The organism is Nitratireductor arenosus (assembly GCF_009742725.1).
Taxonomy (GTDB): Bacteria; Pseudomonadota; Alphaproteobacteria; order Rhizobiales; family Rhizobiaceae; genus Mangrovimarina; species Mangrovimarina arenosa.
In genome coordinates this window covers 788,848-806,252 of sequence record NZ_WPHG01000002.1, presented here as the reverse complement: position 1 = coordinate 806,252, position 17,405 = coordinate 788,848, and the positions used below count along the sequence as shown (strand labels likewise).

Here is a 17,405-nt window from a genome sequence, read left to right as displayed (position 1 = left end):
CGCTCCCTATCCCAGACCGACATAATGGCGCACCAGTTCCGGCTCGGCGCGCAGCCGGTCGACGTCGACCACGTCGCGGTTGACGCCGTTTTCGATGAAGGCGACCCGGTCGGCGACCGGCAGCACCGCATCGACGCGCTGTTCGACCAGGATCGTCGACACGCCCTGTTCGCGCAGCCGCGTCACCGTTTCGCGGATGCGCGCGATCATCGACGGCATCAGCCCCTCCGTCGGCTCGTCGAGCAAAAGCACCGAGGGTTCCACGCACAGCGCGCGCGCCATGGCCAGCATCTGCTGCTCGCCGCCCGACAGCGTGCCCGAACGCTGGGCCAGTCGCTCGCGCAGCACCGGAAACAGCGCCAGCACCGCCTCGCGCGTGTCGCCGCCGCGGCCGCGCGTCATCAGGCCGATCTCGAGATTTTCGGCCACCGTCAATTCCGAAAACAGCCGCCTTCCCTGCGGCACATAGGCAACGCCCCGGCGCGGCACCTCGTGCGCGGGCAGGCGCGCGAGATCGTCCGCGCCGAGCAGGATTTCGCCCGAACGCACCGGCACCAGCCCCATAACCGCTTTTAGCGCGGTGGTCTTGCCGGCGCCGTTGCGGCCAAGCAGGCAGAGGACCTCACCTTGCCGCAGGGTCAGAGAAAAGTCACGCAGCACATGAACGTCACCGTAGAAACAATTGATCTTGTTGATGGTGAGGATGTCAGTCATCGTCGGGCGTCCCGAGATAGGCATGCTGGACGGCGCTGTCGGCGCGGATTTCGGCCGGCGTGCCCTCGGCCAGCACCGCGCCGTTGTTCATCACCGTGATGCGGTCGGCGAGCGCCATCACCACCGGCATGTTGTGCTCGATCAGAAGCACGGTCGCCGTGCGGGCGATGTCGCGCACCAGCGCAATGAAGCCGTCGATCTCGGCGTCGGACAGGCCCTGCGTCGGCTCGTCGAGGATCAACAGCCGCGGTTCGAGCGCCAGGCCCATGGCGACTTCGAGCAGGCGTTGGTGGCCGTAGGCGAGCTTGCCGGCGGCCTGTTCGGCGCGATCGGCCAGCCCGACCCGCTCCAGCGCGCTGGCGACGCCCCTGCGCAGATCGGCCGGCGAAAACCGGCTGCCGCCGCGCTCGGCATGGTCGATCAGCCGGCGCTGGGCGGCGAGCGCGACATTGTCGAACACGCTCAGATTGGCGAAGATCGAGGTGATCTGGAACGTGTAGGCGATGCCGCGCTTGACCCTTTGATGGGCTGGCAGCCGGGTCACGTCGACGCCCTCGAACAGGATCGTGCCGGCACTCGGCGCGATCCGGCCGCACACGAGGCTGACGAATGTCGTCTTGCCGGCGCCGTTCGGGCCGATAATCGCCCTGATCTCGCCCTCGTTGAGCGAAAAATCGACACTGTCGACGGCACGCAAGCCGCCGAAGGACCGGCTCAAGCCGCGCGTCTGCAGCAACGGGCTCACGGTAGCCATTTCAGCCACCTTTCGCGGATCGTGCCGAGCACGCCTTTGGGGAAGAAAAGCACCAGCACGATCAGCGCGACACCGACGATCAGCAGATAGGCGGAGGTGTAGCCCGACGTGATGTCGACGACATAGAACATGAAAACGGTGCCCAAAAGCGGGCCCAGCACCGTGCCGGCGCCGCCGAGCAGCACCCACAAAAGCGGCAGGATCGAATACTGGATCGCGGCGAAGGTCGAGCCGATATAACCGAACAGCACCGCGTAGGCGGCGCCGGCGGCGGCGCAGAAGGCGCCGGAAATCACCATGGCGGCGAGCTTGTTGGAAAACACATCGTAACCCAGCATGCGCACCCGCTCCTCGTTTTCGCGGATCGCCACCAGCACGCGTCCGAATGGCGCACGCACGATCGCGAAGCTTGCCATAAGCACGACCGAAAACAGCGCCACGGCGACGAAATAGCGGCTGGCCGGATCGCTCAGGTCGATCTCCAGGCCCGGCAGCGCCAGCCGGCGCGCGGCCTGCGGCAGCACCAGCCCCTCCTCCCCGCGGGTCCACTGCGTGAAATAGAGCGTGGTCAGGTAAAACACCTGCGAAAACATCATCGTCACGATCATGAAGGCGACGCCGGTCGTGCGCAGCGCCAGCATGCCGACCACCAGCGCCAGCAGCGCGCCGGCACCGACGCCGGTGGCGAAGGCCGCACCGACGCCCCAGTCGAGGTGGTAGACGGGCAATCCGGCGCCGTAGATGCCGGCGGCGAAAAACATCGCATGGCCGAGGCTGAGCTGGCCCGCATAACCGAACACGATATTGTAGCCGGCAGCGAACACCGCCAGCACCAGCACCCTGGCCAGAACGCCGCGATGATAGTCGGGCAGGATCCAGTAAAGCAGCACGAGCGCCGCCAGCACCGCCAGGTGCAAAAGCAGCGCGCGTGTCGTCGCCCGGCCCGCCATCAGCGCGCCGCCTGGCCGAACAGACCCTGCGGGCGGAAGACCAGCACCAGGGCGACCAGCAGCGTGGCGATCATCTTGGCGAGCGTCGGCGAAAAGAACACCGATATGATACCGTCCGACAGGCCGATCAGCACCGCGGCCACCACCGTGCCGCGCAGCGAGCCCAGCCCGCCGATGATGACGACGATGAAGGACAGAAGCAGCGGATCGAGCCCCATCAGATAATGCGCCTGCTGGATCGGCACGATCAGCACCGCGGCGACCGCCGCCAGCATGGCGCCGAGCGCGAACACGGCCGCATAGACCTTGTCGACGGGAATGCCGAAATTCTGCGCCGTCTCGCGGTCGAACTGGGTCGCGCGCATGACCAGGCCGATGCGGGTGCGCGTCAGCACCAGCCAGGTGGCCAGGATCAGCCCGATCGAGGCGACGATCACCGCCAGCTTGTAGCCGGAATAGCCGAACCAGGGCAGCGCGATGCGCAGGTTGAACGGCGCCTGCACGGGTCGCGCCTCCGGCCCGTAGAAGGTCAGCGCAAGTTGCTGGATGATATAGAGCATGCCGATCGTGGCCACGATCGTGGCCTCGGGATCATAGTTGAGCCGGCGCAGCACCGCCCGCTCGCAGACCAGCGCAACCAGTCCGACCACGAGCGGCGACAGCACCAGCGCCAGCAGGAAACCGACCGCCGGACTGCCGGTCACCAGGGTGGAAAAGAACCAGGCGAGCACGGCGCCCAGCATGAAGAACTCGCCATGGGCGACGTTGACCACGCGCATGACGCCGAACACCAGCGACAGGCCGAGCGCGGTCAGCGCCAGCACGGCGGCGGTCACCAGGCCTTCGAGGGTGGCCAGAAGAAGATGGGGTCCAAAGGACATAACGAGCGGTCTCAGCACCTGCGGCGGCGGCGCGTTTCAAGTACGGCGCGGGGCGTGGCGGAAGCGGGCGGGGATTTCGGGGTAGCGGGCGTGTCCCGTCGCCCCGCCTCGGAAAGAGCGGGGCGGCGGGCGCGGCGCCTCAAAGCGACTGTGTGGTGTAGTCGCCTTCCGGCTCATACATGCCGTCTTCGATCTCGGTGCGGTGCACGACCTCCATCCTGCCGTCGGAAACCTGCGAGATGTACTGGTGGCCGAAACATTGATGCAGCTCGCCGTTGAACTTCTTGGCTCCTTGCGGATGCTCCGGCCCGGCCGCGAATTCGGTCATCGCCTCGGTCGCCTCGACCAGCTTCTGGCGGTCGTCGGGCCCCTGATAGCCGGCCGCCTCCATCGCCGCCTTGATGACATAGAGCGTTTCCCAGCAACCGAACATATGCGCGGCCGTCGACACGTCCTTGGGATCGTCGACCGACGCGCCGTTCTGGTCGATGCCGACCGCGTCGCGATAGGCTTTGACGTAGTCCGGCGCGTCGGCCTGCAGGTAGCGCGGCATGCCTTCCCAGAAATGGCTGCCGTCGAGGAATTCCAGACCCGGGCTGGCCATGTCGACCGCCTCGAGCGAATCGATGAAACCGAATAGCTTCGGGCCGCCGCCGCCATAGAACTCGCCGAGTTCCTTGACGAAGGTCAAAACGGCCGGGCCGACCATGACGTGATAAAGCACTTCGGTGTCGGACGGGATCTGCGGAAAATAACGCGTGAAGGAACTTTCCGTCGGCGGGATCGGCACGTGCTTGATCACCTCGCCGCCCTGCTCCTTGATCGCCGCCGTGAAGAAATCGCGATGGTCGTGGCCGAAGGCATAGTCGGGAAAGATCATCGTGACTTTCTTGCCCAGATTGGACGCCACCCACGGCGCCATCGAGGAGACCTGCGCCTTGACGTCGGTGATGCCGGGCTGGAAGACGTAGCGATTGAGCTTGCCGGAGGCGACGTGATAACCTTCGCTGACGACGTAATAGGGCATTTTCAGTTCGCCGGCCGTCGGCGCCGAGCCGACCACGACATGGCTGAACAAGGTGCCGTAAACGACATCGACCTTGTGCTGGTTGGCGAATTTTTCCACAACTTCCGCGCCGCGCTTCGGGTCGGTGCCGTCGTCCTCGGTCACGATCTCGAGCGGGCGGCCATTGATGCCGCCAGCGTCGTTGATCGCCTTGGCGGCCGCCATCGTGGTGCGTTCGTACCAGCGGCCATAGGCGGCGCCGATGCCGGTGCGGTGGGCCTGGAAGCCGATGCGGATCGGCTCGGACGACTGCGCCTGGGCGTAGCGCACGAAGCCGGGTGCCAGCGTTAGACCGGCCGATGCGCCGAGCCCCTTGAGGGCGGTTCGGCGGTTGAGCTTGTCCGTCAGAAGGCTGGTTTTGCTGCGTTTTTCACTCATGCCGTTTCCCTCATGATTTCCGATTTCGACCAAAGGCGGCGCTTGCCGGAACCGGTCCGCGACGCGGAAAGAAAATCGATTGTGTACAAATCAAATCATCAATCCCCGGCCATGGCAACCGCCCCTTACCCCGCGTAAGGAAGGAGTCGGCCCGCAAGTCAATACCCCGTCGGTGTCGATAACAGCCACAGCCCGAAAACCGTATAGATCACCATCAGTCCGGCAAGCGGTATCTGGCTGATCGCGGCGCGGCCGGCCGAACCGTAGCAGCGCCAAGCGATGACATGGCTTGCGGCCACGGCGAGCAGGTGTCCGCCGATGATCGCCGCCGACTGCAGGTTCCAGATCAGCCAGGCCGTGTCGGCGCCCGCCGTCAGCGCGGCCGCCACATGCAGCCCGGCCGTACCGAACAGATTCCAGCCCGTCGCGAACGGATCGGAAATCGCGGCCAGCGCGTATTGCCCGTCGACGAGCAGCGCCGGCAGATGGTGGGAATAATGATAGCCGAGCACGATCGGCATCAGCGACCAGACCAGCCGCCCGGCCAAAGCAGCATCGTCCGGCCCCGCGCCGGCCATGCGCGCGCCAGCCCGTACCGCGCCGTGAAACAGCGCCCACAAGGCGACAAAGGCGCCAGCGGCCCCGATGCTGTTCGACCACACGACCGCCGAACGGCCGGGAAATTCAAGCGGGTTGACGCCGGCCATGCTGAGCCAGAAAAAAGTGCGCATCAGCCCGTCGAACGAGATCGCGCTCAAAGTCAGAAGCAGGAAGGCGGCGGCGCTTTTCGACAGGGCCGGCGCGCTCGCCAGCCTGGCGCCGGGAAGACAAAGACGCAGGCCAATCCGGCCGGGCCGGCTGCTGTTGACCTCGACGAAGGCCATGCGCGCCACCATCGTCATCAAAAGCGACAGGAACTCCGCCCGCCGGCTCCAGTGGCGGTGGCCGAAGGCGACCATGCCGCAAAAGGCAATCCCCCAATAGGCCGCCATTGCGAGCGCCAGTTTCTCCGGGTCGGCCGGAGCGATATAGACCAGTTCGAACCAGACGAAGGCCGCGAAGCCAAAAGAGGCCGGCCATGTGGCCGCGCGCGGCGGATAGGGCAGGAACGGCCGCCCGTCGGGCCGCCCGAGCATCAGCATGACCAGGCGCCACGGCCCGTACCAGGGCTCGATCCACCGCCACAGATTGCCGAAGATCCCTTGAAACAGCACCACGCCGATCCAGATGAAAACCCAAAACACCAGCGGCAACGGGTTGGACAGCGGGTCGCGACTGCCGAAAAGTCCGGCCGCGATAAGGCCGGCGAAAACCAGAAAGGAGACGGTGCTGGTCAGCGCCCGCGGATCGAGGCGTATCGCCAGGCCGGCCGAACGCCAACGCGCGAGCCGGTCGAGCAGCGCCGGCGGCACCAGCGCCAGCACCGCGAAACTCAGCCAGACGGCCAGCCCGCCGCCGACCAGGTAGTAGCCGGTCGGCAGCAGCAGCACATAGGCTCGGTCCGATACATGGGCAAAGGCTGGCGCCACGGTTGCTGCAAGCAGACCGACGGCGAGCGCCAGCGCGCGTGCGCGCATCGGCGCGCGGTCGGCGAACGGTTGCCGTCGTCGCGCCGCGCGTTGCCGGTCATCTCGGTTAATCTGGCTGAATGGCATGATTTGTCGGCTGCACTGAAGTTACCTATCTTAGACAGGAACGTCTGAACTTGTCCGCTGTTTTGCCGGCCGGCACAGTCGATGGCCGCCAAAACGGGCGGCGGTGCATCTGGGCTGGGGATGAATGCAAGAGATTGCTAAATAAGCGATAGCCATTAGATAGAAAAATGGCTATCCAATTCGTTGGACGATAACGATTGAGGCACCATGTTCGGCGCACCGCACGACACCGACGCTCACGGAAGCGCGATGGAAGATCTGGATCAAGGTATCCTGCCGGACCTGCTCGGCCGTCAGATTCGTCTGACCTATCTTGCCGCATTCCGGCTGGTGGAAAACCGGCTTGCCGCCTTCGGCATCACACCGCAGCAATTTTCCCTGCTGGCCATTGTCGAACGAAACCCCGGTTCCCGCCAGAGTCTGCTGGCCAGGGCGCGCGGGCTCGACAAATCGACGCTGGTTCCGATGATCGACCGGCTCGAACGCGACGGCATGGTAGAGCGGCGTCCGCTGGCGACCGACCGGCGTATCCGAACGATCTGGATCACCGAGCGCGGCAAGGACATACTCGCCGAAGCAATCCCGGCGGTTCAGGACGGGGATCGCGCCATCGGATTGAACCTGAGCGAGGCCGAACATCAGGAATTTCGCCGCTTGCTCGAAAAAGTACGGCTCGGGCTTGCCGAGCAATAGCCGCGACTGTGGATAATTCGGCCCCGTGCGCCCATGCCGATGGCGTTTCGAGCCCAACTGCTTAGTCTCGTCGCCATGCGACCCTCCAAGGACATTTCGCGCCTGATCGAGATCATGGCCGCGCTGCGCACGCCGGAAACCGGATGCCCGTGGGATGTCGAGCAGGATTTTTCCACCATCGCGCCCTACACGCTCGAGGAAGCCTACGAGGTCGCGGATGCGATCGCCCGCGATGATCTCGACGATTTGCGCGAGGAACTGGGCGACCTGCTCCTGCAGGTCGTGTTCCATGCCCGCATGGCCGAGGAACGAGAAGCGTTTTCGTTCGGCGACGTGGTCGAGGCCATCACCGCCAAGATGATCCGCCGCCATCCGCATGTGTTCGGCGACGCCGACGCACGCGCGGCCGGCACGGCCAAAGGGATGTGGGAAGCGATCAAGGCCGAGGAAAAGGCCGAGCGCAAGCAACGGCGCGACGCCCGGGGCATCGATGCCTCCGAGGCTGATCGCGGCTATCTCGACGACGTGCCGCTCGGCCTGCCGGCTTTGACGCGCGCGCTGAAGCTGCAGCAGCGGGCTGCCAAGGTCGGCTTCGACTGGACCGAGGCCGGGCCGGTTCTCGACAAGATCACCGAGGAGATCGGCGAACTGCGCGAGGCGCTGGATCGCGGCGATCAGGCAAAGGTGAAGGACGAATTTGGCGACGTGCTGTTTGCGCTTGTCAATCTCGGCCGCCATGTCGGCGCCGACGCCGAAACCGCCCTGCGCGGCACCAACGACAAGTTCCGCCGGCGTTTCCACCATGTCGAACGATCGCTGACGGCCCGCGGGCGCACGCTCGATGCGGCCTCGCTGGAGGAAATGGAAGCGGTTTGGCAGGAGGCGAAAGCCGACGAATAGGGTCGGCTCCTGATGTGCGCGACCCGGGTTCGGGCGGGTCGCAATGACGGTACAGCCTGGGCGTGGCCGGCTTTTGCTTCAGGACGTTCCAGCGACGACACGGTCGCGGAAACGCCTGCAACGACCGCGAACGGCTCAGCTGGTAAAGAAATTCTGGGTGCCGTGCGCCTCGATCGCCTCGGCGAGCCGGCCGAGCGCGTGGACATAGGCGGCCGTGCGCATCGTCACATCTTTGGCCCGCGCCACGTCCCAGACGGCGCGCCCCTCGCGCTCCATGATGACCCGCAGCTTGTCGTGGATCTCCTCTTCCGTCCAGTAATAACCCTGACGGTTTTGCACCCATTCGAAATAGGAGACGGTGACGCCGCCGGCATTGGCCAGAATGTCCGGCAGCACGATGACGTTGTTTTGGGCCAGGATCGCATCGGCTTCCGGCGTCACCGGACCGTTGGCGAGTTCCAGGACCAGCGTCGCCTTGACCGAGGCAGCGTTCCCCACGTGGATCATGTTTTCCAGCGCGGCCGGAACCAAAAGATCGCAGTCGACCCCGGTCAGGTCGGCAGCCGGCATGCATTCGTGCCCGCCCTGCCCGGCGGTGCTCGCGACCGAACGGCCTTCGGCTTTGGCGTCGAGCAGCATATCCATATGCAACCCGGCTTCCGAATACACCGCACCTTCGGAATCCGATACCGCGACGACCTTGTGACCGTCGCCGGCGAGCAGGCGGGCGATATGTTGGCCGGCATTGCCGAAGCCCTGAACGGCGACGCGCATGGTCTGTCCCAGCCCGAGATTTTCGGCCAGATGGCGCACGAGATAAAAGCCGCCACGCGCCGTCGCGTCACCGCGCCCGAGCGAACCGCCAAGGGCGATCGGCTTGCCGGTGATCACCGCCGGCTCGGCCTGCCCGACCATCTGGGCGTATTCGTCGGCCATCCAGCCCATGATCATGGAATTGGTGTAGACGTCGGGGGCCGGAATGTCCCGGTCAGGCCCGATAATGCGGGCGAATGCCTGAATATAGGCGCGCGACAACCGTTCGAGCTCGGCCTTCGACAAGGTGCGCGGATCGACCTGGACGGCGCCCTTGCCGCCGCCATAAGGCAGGTTCATCACCGCGCATTTGAAGGTCATCCAGAAGGCCAGCGTCTCGACCTCGTCGGCGGTCGACGCGGGATGGAAGCGGATGCCGCCCTTGGTGGGGCCGCGCGTGTCGTCATAACGGCAGCGCCAGGCAAGAAATGATTTACGCGATCCGTCGTCCATACGGATCATCAGACGCACCTTCGTGGTCTCCCGCGCATATTTCAGTTTCTCGATCACGTCCGGATCAATGCTGAGATGGGACGCCGCCTGATCTAGGCGTACCAACGCATGGTCGAGCAGGCTGTCTTCGGACATTATCTCTCCTTCGAATCGTTGCAATTTTGAAGCGGGTGGCGAATGCCCGGACGGGCGGGACTGGCCGGGGGCGTCAACGCGGCCGTCATATCAGGCAATGACGGTTTTAGGTTGCAAACACAAGGCTTTGGCTGGCCCATGTGAATATCGGGACAAACCCAAAAGCGACCATTGGCGATCGTGTCGCGACCTTGGTGATTACCGGCTGGCTTACAGGGGAAGCGGTTCCAGGACCACAAGGGTGACGGCGGTGAACGGCGCGATACCGCGAGGCCGCCGGCGTCAGGTTTCGCGGCGGCGCGCCAGCTCCTCGGCGGCCGCTTCCGTCAGGCGCACACGCAGCCTGGCGCCCCCATCGTCGAGATCCTCGCGTCCCAGCACCTCGCCATTGCGGTAGAGCCAGTCGAGTTGGCTCATATCCGAGGGTTGGAGCACGATCGTCGTATCCCGCAGCTTTCCCGACAAGCGCTGCTCGATGGCGGCCATCAGCGTATCGAGCCCCACCCCGGTCAGGGCCGAGATCACGATGGCGCTGCCGGTGGCGCCGGATTGCGTTTCGACCGCATCGACCTTGTTCCAGACTTCCAGAACTCTGGCTTCGTCGGAAGCGTCGATGCCCAGATCGCGCAGGATCGTCTCGACGTCCTCGGCCTGCGCGGCGGCATCGGGATCGGACAGATCGCGCAGGTGGATGATCAGGTCGGCTTCGACGACCTCTTCGAGCGTAGCGCGGAAAGCGGCGACCAGATGGGTCGGCAGGTCGGAGATGAACCCGACCGTGTCCGACAGGATCATGATCGTGCCATACGGCAGCCGCACCCGCCGCAAGGTCGGGTCGAGAGTAGCGAACAGCATGTCCTCTGCAAGCACCCCCGCCCCCGTCAGACGGTTGAACAGCGTGGATTTTCCGGCATTGGTGTAGCCGACGATGGCGACGACGGGAAACGGCACCTTCTTGCGCTTGGCGCGGTGCAGGTCGCGGGTGCGGCGCACGGTTTCCAGCTCGCGCTTCAGGCGGATGATACGGTCCTGCAGGAGCCGGCGGTCGGCCTCGATCTGGGTCTCGCCCGGCCCGCCGAGAAACCCGGCGCCGCCGCGTTGCCGCTCCAGGTGGGTCCAACTGCGCACCAGGCGGCCACGCTGATAATTCAGATGGGCCAGTTCGACCTGCAGCGCGCCTTCCTTGGTGCGGGCCCGGCGCCCGAAAATCTCCAGGATGAGGCCGGTGCGGTCGAGCACCTTGGCGCTGAGCGCGCGCTCGAGATTGCGCTGCTGTACCGGCGTCAGCGGATGGTCGACGATCACCAGCTTGATGTCGCCGTCGCGCAGCCGCTCGGCCAGTTCGTCGATCTTGCCGCTGCCAAGCAGGGTGCCCGGACGCGGCGCGGCAACGGCGACGATTTCGGTATGGCAGGGGTCGAGATCGATTGCGCGCGCCAGACCGATCGCTTCGGCAAGGCGCGCCTCGGGCAAGCGCGGCGTCCGCGGCCGGCCCGCCGGATCGGCGGGGGCAAGCGATTGCTGGCGCGACAGGACGGGAACGATCACCGCGGCGCGCATCACTGCCGACGCGCCGGCTACCGCCGTTGCGAGTACGGCTTTAGGTCCGCCGCCGCCCGGTCCCGCTATGTCCAATCAACCGTCCCGGCCATTGTCTTCACCATCAAACATCTGAACCGGCTGGCTCGGCATGATGGTGGAAATAGCGTGCTTATAGACGAGCTGCGAATGCCCGTCGCGCCGCAGGAGCACACAGAAATTATCGAATGACGTCACCACTCCGGTGAGCTTTACGCCATTGATCAGGAATATCGTCAGAGGGTTCTTGCTCTTGCGAACCGTATTCAGGAAGAGGTCCTGAAGGTTTTGCGATCTTTCCGCCATTGTTCTTCTCTTCCGCCGTGCCCTGTCGTCGGTCAAATGTGGCGCCGTGGACGAACCTTGTCGTTCGCAACACGCACAAACCAAGCGCCGGAACTGACCCGTCCCTTAAGCGTAGAACTGCCTGTCCCTCAGCGGTTATCAGGCTTGGGTTTTTTCCGCAACGTCAAAAAAAGCCTCGCGCAGGGAAAGCGCGACCGTGCCGGGATGGCCGTTGGCGACCGGCTTGTCGTCGATCCTGACCACCGGCATGACCACCGTCGTCGCCGCGGTGACGAAGGCTTCGCGGGCCTTCAGCGCCTCCTCCACGGTAAAGGCCCGCTCCTCCACGGTGTAGCCGAGTTTCTCGGCGATCCTGAACACGGTCGCGCGCGTGATGCCGCGCAAAATCCCTGTGTCGGCCGGGCGTGTGACCAAATGTCCGTCCGCCGTGACGATCCACACATTGGTCGAGGCGCCCTCCTTGACCGTGCCGTCGGGATCGACGAACCAGGCTTCCTGGGCGCCGGCATCCTTGGCCTTCTGGCGCGCGAGCACGTTGGGCAACAGCCCCACGGTCTTGATGTCGACGCGGTCCCAGCGATTTTCCGGCACGGTGATCACGGCGATGCCGGTTTCAGCCCGCCGGCGCGCGGCCTGCGGGTCGGAGCGCTTGGCGGTCACCACCAGCGAGGGGCGCGTGCTCGGCGCGGGAAAGGCATGGTCGCGCGGGGCCACGCCGCGCGTGATCTGCAGATAGACCAGCCCGTCGCGCACCCTGTTGCGCGTCACCACCTCGCGCATGATCGCCGGCAGCACCCGGCGCTCGAGCGGCCAGGCAATCGCCAGTTCGCCCAGCGAGCGGTCGAGCCGATCGAGATGGCCGCTCATGTCCATGATGTGGCCGCGCGCCACCTCGCACACCTCGTAGACGCCGTCGGCGAACTGATAGCCGCGGTCCTCCATGTGAACCTTGGCCTCGGCGTGGGGCAGATAACGCCCGTTGACATAGGAAATACGCGGCATGGTTCCCCTCGTTTCGTCCCGGCACGGGCCGGTCTTCACATCTTCAGAAATATTCGAGACTGACCCGGAACATCTGCTCGACCTGGCGTACGGCAGAGGCGAGCGCGAAGATCACGATCCGGTCCCCGGGCCGGACCACGAACGCGCCGTTCGGCTTGATCGCCTGGCCGTCGCGATAGACGATGCCCAGCCGCATGCCGTCGGGCAGTTCCAGATCGCGCAGCGGCGAGCCGACCAGCGGCGAGGTATCGAGCGCCTCGGCCTCGATGATCTCCGCCAGACCGCGCTGCACGCTGTGCACAGCGCGGATCCGACCGCGCCGCACATGCTGCAGGATCCGCGAGATCGTCACCGTACGCGGGTTGACGTGGGCGTCGATGCCGAGCGTGCGGGTGAAATCCTGGTAGGTCGGATTGTTGATCAGCGCCAGGTTCGACTTGCACCCCAACCGCTTGGCCATGACGCTCGACAAAATGTTGACCTGATCGTTGTTGGTCAGCGCCACCATCAGGTCCGCGTCCTGGATGTCGGCCTCCAAAAGCACTTTCTGGTCGAGCGCGCTGCCGTTCAAAACGATCGTGCGGCGCAGTTTGTCGGCGATCGCCACCGCGCGCTCGCGCGTGTCCTCGATGATCTTGACCTTGGTGCGCGACTGGCGCGCCTCCAGCGCCTGGGCGACGTAAAGGCCGATATTGCCGCCGCCGGCGACGACGATGCGCATCGCCTCGACCTCTTCGTGGCCGAACAGGCCGAGCGTGCGGCGGACCTGGTCGGTCGTCGTCACCACATAGGCGAGATCGCCTGCGACGAGCTGGTCGGCCGAATGGGGAATGAACAATCGCCCGTTGCGCGACACGCCGACGACGGTCGAAGGCAGATCGGGAAAAAGCTCCGTCAATTGCGACAGCGGCGTATCGATCACCGGGCATTCTTCCAGGCATTCGATCGCCACCATCGCCACCTTGCCGTCGGCGAAGCGCACGACGTCGTTTGCCCCAGGCAGCGCGATGCGGCGCAACACCATCTCACCGACCTCGATCTCGGGCGAGATGATGACGTCGATCGGCAGGTGCTCGCGCGAGAACAGGTTCTGGTAATGCGGCAGCAGATAGGACTGGGCGCGGATGCGCGCGATCTTGGTCGGCACGTTGAAGATCGAATGCGCCACCTGGCAGGCGGTCATGTTGACCTCGTCGTAGAGGGTCACGGCGATTAGCATGTCGGCCTGCTGCGCGCCGGCCATTTCCAGCACGTCGGGATGGGCGCCATGACCGACGAAACCGCGCACGTCGAGCTGGTCGCGGATCGTGCGCACGAGCTCGGGCGAGGTGTCGATGACGGACACGTCGTTTTGCTCGGCGGCGAGCCGCTCGGCAATGCCGTAGCCGACCTGGCCGGCGCCGCAGATGATCACGCGCATGGTCTATCCCGTCCAGCCGGCCTCAAACGCCGAGCGATTTCAGCTTCCGGTGCAATGCGGATCGTTCCATACCAATGAACTCGGCCGTACGCGAGATGTTGCCGCCAAAACGGTTGATCTGGGCGATCAGATATTCCTTTTCGAAATGCTCGCGGGCTTCGCGCAGCGGCAACGCCAGAATGTGCTGGTCGGACTGATTTGGCGCCCGTGGCATAACGTCTCCGATTTCGGCCGGCAGAAGCTCGGCGGTAATCGGCATGTCGGCATCGTCGCCGCGCGCCAGAATCATCAGGCGTTCGACATTGTTGCGCAACTGCCTGACATTGCCGGGCCAGTTGTGTGCCTGCAGAACCGCGAGCACGTCGTCGCCGATCCTCCGCGGCTTGATGCCGGACTGGCGGACCACCTGCTTCATGAAATGATCGACGAGATAGGGAATGTCCTCGCGCCGCTCCGACAGCGCCGGCACGATCACCGGCACTACCGCGAGACGGTGATAGAGGTCCTCGCGGAACCGCCCCTCGGCGATCATGGCTTCCAGGTTCTGTGCGGTCGAGGAAATGATGCGCACATCGACCTTGACCTGCTTGGCGCCGCCGAGGCGCTCGAACTTCTGGTCGACCAGCACGCGCAAAATCTTGTTCTGGGTCTCGCGCGGCATGTCGGCGATCTCGTCGATATAGAGCGTGCCGCGATGCGCCTCTTCGAGCGCGCCGACCTTGCGTTCCGAGCCGTTCGGCTCGGTGCCGAACAGTTCGATCTCCATACGCTCGGGCGTGATGGTGGCGGCGTTGAGCGAAACGAACGGCCCGCCCTTGCGCGCCGACAGCGCGTGGATGGCGCGCGCCACCGCCTCCTTGCCGGAGCCCGACGGCCCGATCACCATGACGCGGCTGTTGGTTGGTGCGATCCGGTCGATGACGTGGCGCAACTGATTCATGGCCGCCGACATGCCGATCAGATCGAACGTGTCGGAGGTGCGTTTCTTGAGATCGCTCACCTCGCGCTTCAATTTCAGCGTTTCCAGCGCGCGCTCGCAAATCAGGATCAGCCGATCCGCCTTGAAGGGCTTTTCGATAAAATCATAGGCGCCGCGCTTGATGGCCGAAACCGCGGTCTCGATCGTGCCGTGGCCGGAAATCATCACCACCGGCACATGCGGGTGGATGGTCTTGATCTCGTCGAGCAGCGCCAGGCCGTCGAGCCGCGAGCCCTGCAGCCAGATGTCGAGAAAGATCAGCGAGGGCACGCGCTCCGCGATCGCGGCCAGCGCGCTGTCGCTGTCATGGGCGGTGCGCGCGTCGTGGCCCTCATCTTCCAGAATGCCGGCGACGAGTTCGCGGATGTCTTCTTCGTCGTCGACGACCAAAATATCAGACGTCATGGTCGACCTTCTTTTCCGTCATGTTCGCGCCACCCTTGGCGTCGCCTTTTCCCAGCGCGGGCAGAACGATGCGTACCAATGCCCCCTTGCCGCCGTGGAAATCGTTCGGTGCGTCGTGCAGTTCCAGCCGCCCGCCATGATCCTCGACGATCTTGCGCACGATCGCCAGGCCGAGGCCGGTGCCCTTGGCGCGCGTCGTCATATAGGGCTCCAGCAGCCGTTGGCGGTTTTCGCGCGGCAGTCCCTTGCCGTTGTCGACCACGTCGACAATGATCCAATCGTCGTTCCTGGTCGCCGTGACGCGGATTTCGCCGCCTTCCCCGTCGCTCGCATCGGTGTCGGATTCGATCGCCTCGGCTGCGTTCTTGACGATATTGCCAAACGCCTGGCTCATCAGACGCATGTCGAAACGTCCGGTCAAAGCCTGCTTGCCGAAATCATGCTTGAAGCCGATCTCGGAGTGGCTGACCTCGACCAGGAAGGTCGCCTCGCGCAGCGCCTCACGCAGATCGGTGACCTCCATCAGCGGTTTGGGCATGCGCGCGAAGGCCGAGAATTCGTCGACCATCCGGCCGATATCGCCGACCTGGCGGATGATGGTGTCGGTGCACTGGTCGAAGACCTCGCGGTCGGAAGTGATCACCTTGCCGTAGCGCCTGCGGATACGCTCGGCCGAAAGCTGGATCGGCGTTAGCGGGTTCTTGATCTCATGCGCGATGCGCCGGGCGACGTCGGCCCAGGCGGAGGCGCGCTGCGCCTGCATCAGGTCGGTGATGTCGTCGATCGTAACCACATAGGCGGGAAGCTCGGCATTCTTCTCGTCTTCCTCGATAGTGACCTGGACGTTGAAGGTGCGCTCGGCGCCGGTGCGGAAAAACGTCACCTGCTCGCGATAGTCTGGGCGGCCGGAGCTGCGCGCCATTTCGAAGACGTGGCCGATATGCGGCAGCACCGACGACAGTTTCTGGCCGAGCGCCTTGGGCGCCTTCAAGGCGAGCATGGTCTCGGCCGAGCGGTTGACGATGGTGATGATACCGTCCGGGTCGACGCCGATCACGCCGGCGGTCACGCTGGCCAGTACCGCTTCGGAAAAGCGGCGCCGCTCGTCGATCTGGTCCTTGGCCGAAATCAGCTCGTTGCGCTGCGATTTCAACTGTTGCAGCATCTTGTTGAACGTGTCGCCGAGTGAGGCGACGTCGCCGTCGGAGGACCGCACGGGAACCGCCACGTCGAGATTGCCGGTCGCAACCTCGTCGGCCGCGCCGATCAATTGGCGGATCGGACGCACGAGCCGATCGGCGACCGCGATGCCGGTCCAGATCGCCGACAACACAATGATCAGCGTCAGCCCCAGATAGACAAGCGCGAACGCGACCTGGACGGTCGTGCGACTTACTTCCAGTTCGCGATAGTCGCTGGAATTGGCGCGCACGATCTGGCGCGCGCGGATCACCTGCGGATCGATCAGGCGGATCGTGTAGAGATAGCTGCCTTCGATGTCGCGCAGCTTGATGATCGAGCCGACGATGTTGCGCGTACGCGGTTCGATCAGCACCGGATCGCCGCCGGAGGCGTCGCGCACCGCGCCGGCCGGCGGCTCGGGCATGGGAAACTCGGCCCGAGTGTCAGCCTGCAGGATAATGTCACCGTCGTCGCGGATCAGGGCAGCGTGCGCCAGTCCGCGCCCGACCGCCTGCTGGGTCATCAGCCGCAGGAAACCGGTACGGTCGAGGCCGTAAAGCGTGCGGTTCTGGTCGAGCGTGATCGCCATCGACAAAGCGGTGCCCTGCAGATTGCGCGCGTTCTCCTGAACATAGGCCTCCGCGATCGACAGCGAGGAATTAACGATCGCCTTGGTCTTGATCTCGAACCAGCGGTCGAGGCCGATATCGAGCGTAATCGAGGCCACGATCGCCACCGCCAGCGCCGGCACCGCCGCGACCAGCGAAAACAGCGCGACGATGCGCACGTGAAGCCGCGACGCCGCCTTGCCGCGGCGCCGGGCCGCGACGATACGGTGCACCTCGCGGCCGATCAGCAGCACCAGCGCCAGAATCAGCAGGACGTTGATGGCGATCAGCGTCAGCGTGACCTGTTTGGTCGGCGCGATCGGTCCCAGACCGACAAGGATGATGAAGGAGACGGCCGCGCAGATCAGCGACGCCGCGACGGCGACGATGCCGGGCAAGGCCATCAGCCTGCGCCCTTCCGGCGCCGCCGGCTCCAGCATGCTGGCGGCCGGCATGGTTTCGCTTTGGTTCGTCATTCCCCTGCCACGCGGTTGCGTTGCAATGATGCAACGCAATGTGGCGATTCTGCAACA

At 64.9% G+C, this 17,405-nt stretch carries 15 protein-coding genes; 2 read left to right on the top strand and 13 right to left on the bottom strand.

From position 1 onward, the window contains the following. Nucleotides 1-6: 6 nt before the first annotated feature. The 6 genes from GN330_RS10850 to GN330_RS10825 form a co-directional block, all read right to left on the bottom strand. A complete protein-coding gene (locus GN330_RS10850; protein ID WP_156712667.1) occupies nucleotides 7-714 on the bottom strand; it encodes an ABC transporter ATP-binding protein in 708 nt (235 codons plus the stop codon). After that, the gene (locus GN330_RS10845; RefSeq protein ID WP_343040595.1) at nucleotides 707-1,459 is read right to left on the bottom strand and encodes an ABC transporter ATP-binding protein; all 753 of its coding nucleotides are present in this window, start codon (nucleotides 1,457-1,459) and stop codon (nucleotides 707-709) included. Before GN330_RS10845 ends, GN330_RS10850 begins: the two co-directional genes overlap by 8 nt. After that, a complete protein-coding gene (locus GN330_RS10840; protein ID WP_156712665.1) occupies nucleotides 1,456-2,418 on the bottom strand; it encodes a branched-chain amino acid ABC transporter permease in 963 nt (320 codons plus the stop codon). The genes GN330_RS10845 and GN330_RS10840 overlap by 4 nt, the downstream gene beginning before the upstream one ends. Then, nucleotides 2,418-3,299, bottom strand: coding sequence for a branched-chain amino acid ABC transporter permease (locus tag GN330_RS10835; protein WP_156712664.1), 882 nt, complete (start codon nucleotides 3,297-3,299; stop codon nucleotides 2,418-2,420). Before GN330_RS10835 ends, GN330_RS10840 begins: the two co-directional genes overlap by 1 nt. A gap of 139 nt (nucleotides 3,300-3,438) precedes the next feature. Beyond that, nucleotides 3,439-4,743, bottom strand: coding sequence for an ABC transporter substrate-binding protein (locus tag GN330_RS10830; protein WP_156712663.1), 1,305 nt, complete (start codon nucleotides 4,741-4,743; stop codon nucleotides 3,439-3,441). A 158-nt stretch (nucleotides 4,744-4,901) separates the two neighbouring features. After that, nucleotides 4,902-6,320 carry a hypothetical protein gene (locus GN330_RS10825; protein WP_156712662.1) on the bottom strand — a complete coding sequence of 473 codons (1,419 nt, stop codon included), beginning with the start codon at nucleotides 6,318-6,320 and terminating at the stop codon, nucleotides 4,902-4,904. 327 nt (nucleotides 6,321-6,647) lie between these two features. Between GN330_RS10825 and GN330_RS10820 the strand changes: the two genes are divergently transcribed. Both GN330_RS10820 and mazG read left to right on the top strand, forming a co-directional pair. Next, the gene (locus tag GN330_RS10820; RefSeq protein WP_197435116.1) at nucleotides 6,648-7,091 is read left to right on the top strand and encodes a MarR family winged helix-turn-helix transcriptional regulator; all 444 of its coding nucleotides are present in this window, start codon (nucleotides 6,648-6,650) and stop codon (nucleotides 7,089-7,091) included. Between the two features lie 75 nt (nucleotides 7,092-7,166). Continuing rightward, nucleotides 7,167-7,991, top strand: a complete 825-nt coding sequence (gene mazG / locus GN330_RS10815; RefSeq protein WP_156712924.1) for a nucleoside triphosphate pyrophosphohydrolase — start codon at nucleotides 7,167-7,169, stop codon at nucleotides 7,989-7,991. 135 nt (nucleotides 7,992-8,126) lie between these two features. Here the strand turns inward: mazG and GN330_RS10810 are convergent, their stop codons facing one another. The 7 genes from GN330_RS10810 to GN330_RS10780 all read right to left on the bottom strand — a co-directional run bounded on the left by GN330_RS10810 (nucleotide 8,127) and on the right by GN330_RS10780 (nucleotide 17,348). After that, entirely contained in the window at nucleotides 8,127-9,392 is a 1,266-nt protein-coding gene (locus GN330_RS10810) for a Glu/Leu/Phe/Val family dehydrogenase (protein ID WP_156712660.1), read from the bottom strand. A gap of 282 nt (nucleotides 9,393-9,674) precedes the next feature. Beyond that, nucleotides 9,675-10,952: a GTPase HflX gene (gene hflX / locus GN330_RS10805; RefSeq protein ID WP_156712923.1), complete on the bottom strand. Its 1,278-nt coding sequence runs from the start codon at nucleotides 10,950-10,952 to the stop codon at nucleotides 9,675-9,677. Between the two features lie 75 nt (nucleotides 10,953-11,027). Continuing rightward, complete coding sequence (hfq, locus tag GN330_RS10800; RefSeq protein ID WP_106569504.1) at nucleotides 11,028-11,276, bottom strand: RNA chaperone Hfq; 249 nt, start codon at nucleotides 11,274-11,276, stop codon at nucleotides 11,028-11,030. A 138-nt stretch (nucleotides 11,277-11,414) separates the two neighbouring features. Then, nucleotides 11,415-12,278: a D-amino-acid transaminase gene (locus GN330_RS10795; RefSeq protein ID WP_156712659.1), complete on the bottom strand. Its 864-nt coding sequence runs from the start codon at nucleotides 12,276-12,278 to the stop codon at nucleotides 11,415-11,417. 43 nt (nucleotides 12,279-12,321) lie between these two features. Continuing rightward, complete coding sequence (gene trkA / locus GN330_RS10790; protein WP_156712658.1) at nucleotides 12,322-13,698, bottom strand: Trk system potassium transporter TrkA; 1,377 nt, start codon at nucleotides 13,696-13,698, stop codon at nucleotides 12,322-12,324. 22 nt (nucleotides 13,699-13,720) lie between these two features. Beyond that, entirely contained in the window at nucleotides 13,721-15,082 is a 1,362-nt protein-coding gene (gene ntrX, locus GN330_RS10785; RefSeq protein WP_156712657.1) for a nitrogen assimilation response regulator NtrX, read from the bottom strand. Then, a complete protein-coding gene (locus GN330_RS10780; protein ID WP_156712656.1) occupies nucleotides 15,072-17,348 on the bottom strand; it encodes a sensor histidine kinase NtrY-like in 2,277 nt (758 codons plus the stop codon). The genes ntrX and GN330_RS10780 overlap by 11 nt, the downstream gene beginning before the upstream one ends. Nucleotides 17,349-17,405 lie beyond the last annotated feature (57 nt).

Coding starts and splice junctions, on each gene's coding strand:
- GN330_RS10850 (WP_156712667.1), bottom strand. CDS start 714: ATGACTGACATCCTCACCATCAACAAGATCAATTGTTTCTACGGTGAC.
- GN330_RS10840 (WP_156712665.1), bottom strand. CDS start 2,418: ATGGCGGGCCGGGCGACGACACGCGCGCTGCTTTTGCACCTGGCGGTG.
- GN330_RS10835 (WP_156712664.1), bottom strand. CDS start 3,299: ATGTCCTTTGGACCCCATCTTCTTCTGGCCACCCTCGAAGGCCTGGTG.
- GN330_RS10830 (WP_156712663.1), bottom strand. CDS start 4,743: ATGAGTGAAAAACGCAGCAAAACCAGCCTTCTGACGGACAAGCTCAAC.
- GN330_RS10825 (WP_156712662.1), bottom strand. CDS start 6,320: ATGCGCGCACGCGCGCTGGCGCTCGCCGTCGGTCTGCTTGCAGCAACC.
- GN330_RS10820 (WP_197435116.1), top strand. CDS start 6,648: ATGGAAGATCTGGATCAAGGTATCCTGCCGGACCTGCTCGGCCGTCAG.
- mazG (WP_156712924.1), top strand. CDS start 7,167: ATGCGACCCTCCAAGGACATTTCGCGCCTGATCGAGATCATGGCCGCG.
- GN330_RS10810 (WP_156712660.1), bottom strand. CDS start 9,392: ATGTCCGAAGACAGCCTGCTCGACCATGCGTTGGTACGCCTAGATCAG.
- hflX (WP_156712923.1), bottom strand. CDS start 10,952: ATGCGCGCCGCGGTGATCGTTCCCGTCCTGTCGCGCCAGCAATCGCTT.
- hfq (WP_106569504.1), bottom strand. CDS start 11,276: ATGGCGGAAAGATCGCAAAACCTTCAGGACCTCTTCCTGAATACGGTT.
- GN330_RS10795 (WP_156712659.1), bottom strand. CDS start 12,278: ATGCCGCGTATTTCCTATGTCAACGGGCGTTATCTGCCCCACGCCGAG.
- trkA (WP_156712658.1), bottom strand. CDS start 13,698: ATGCGCGTGATCATCTGCGGCGCCGGCCAGGTCGGCTACGGCATTGCC.
- ntrX (WP_156712657.1), bottom strand. CDS start 15,082: ATGACGTCTGATATTTTGGTCGTCGACGACGAAGAAGACATCCGCGAA.
- GN330_RS10780 (WP_156712656.1), bottom strand. CDS start 17,348: ATGACGAACCAAAGCGAAACCATGCCGGCCGCCAGCATGCTGGAGCCG.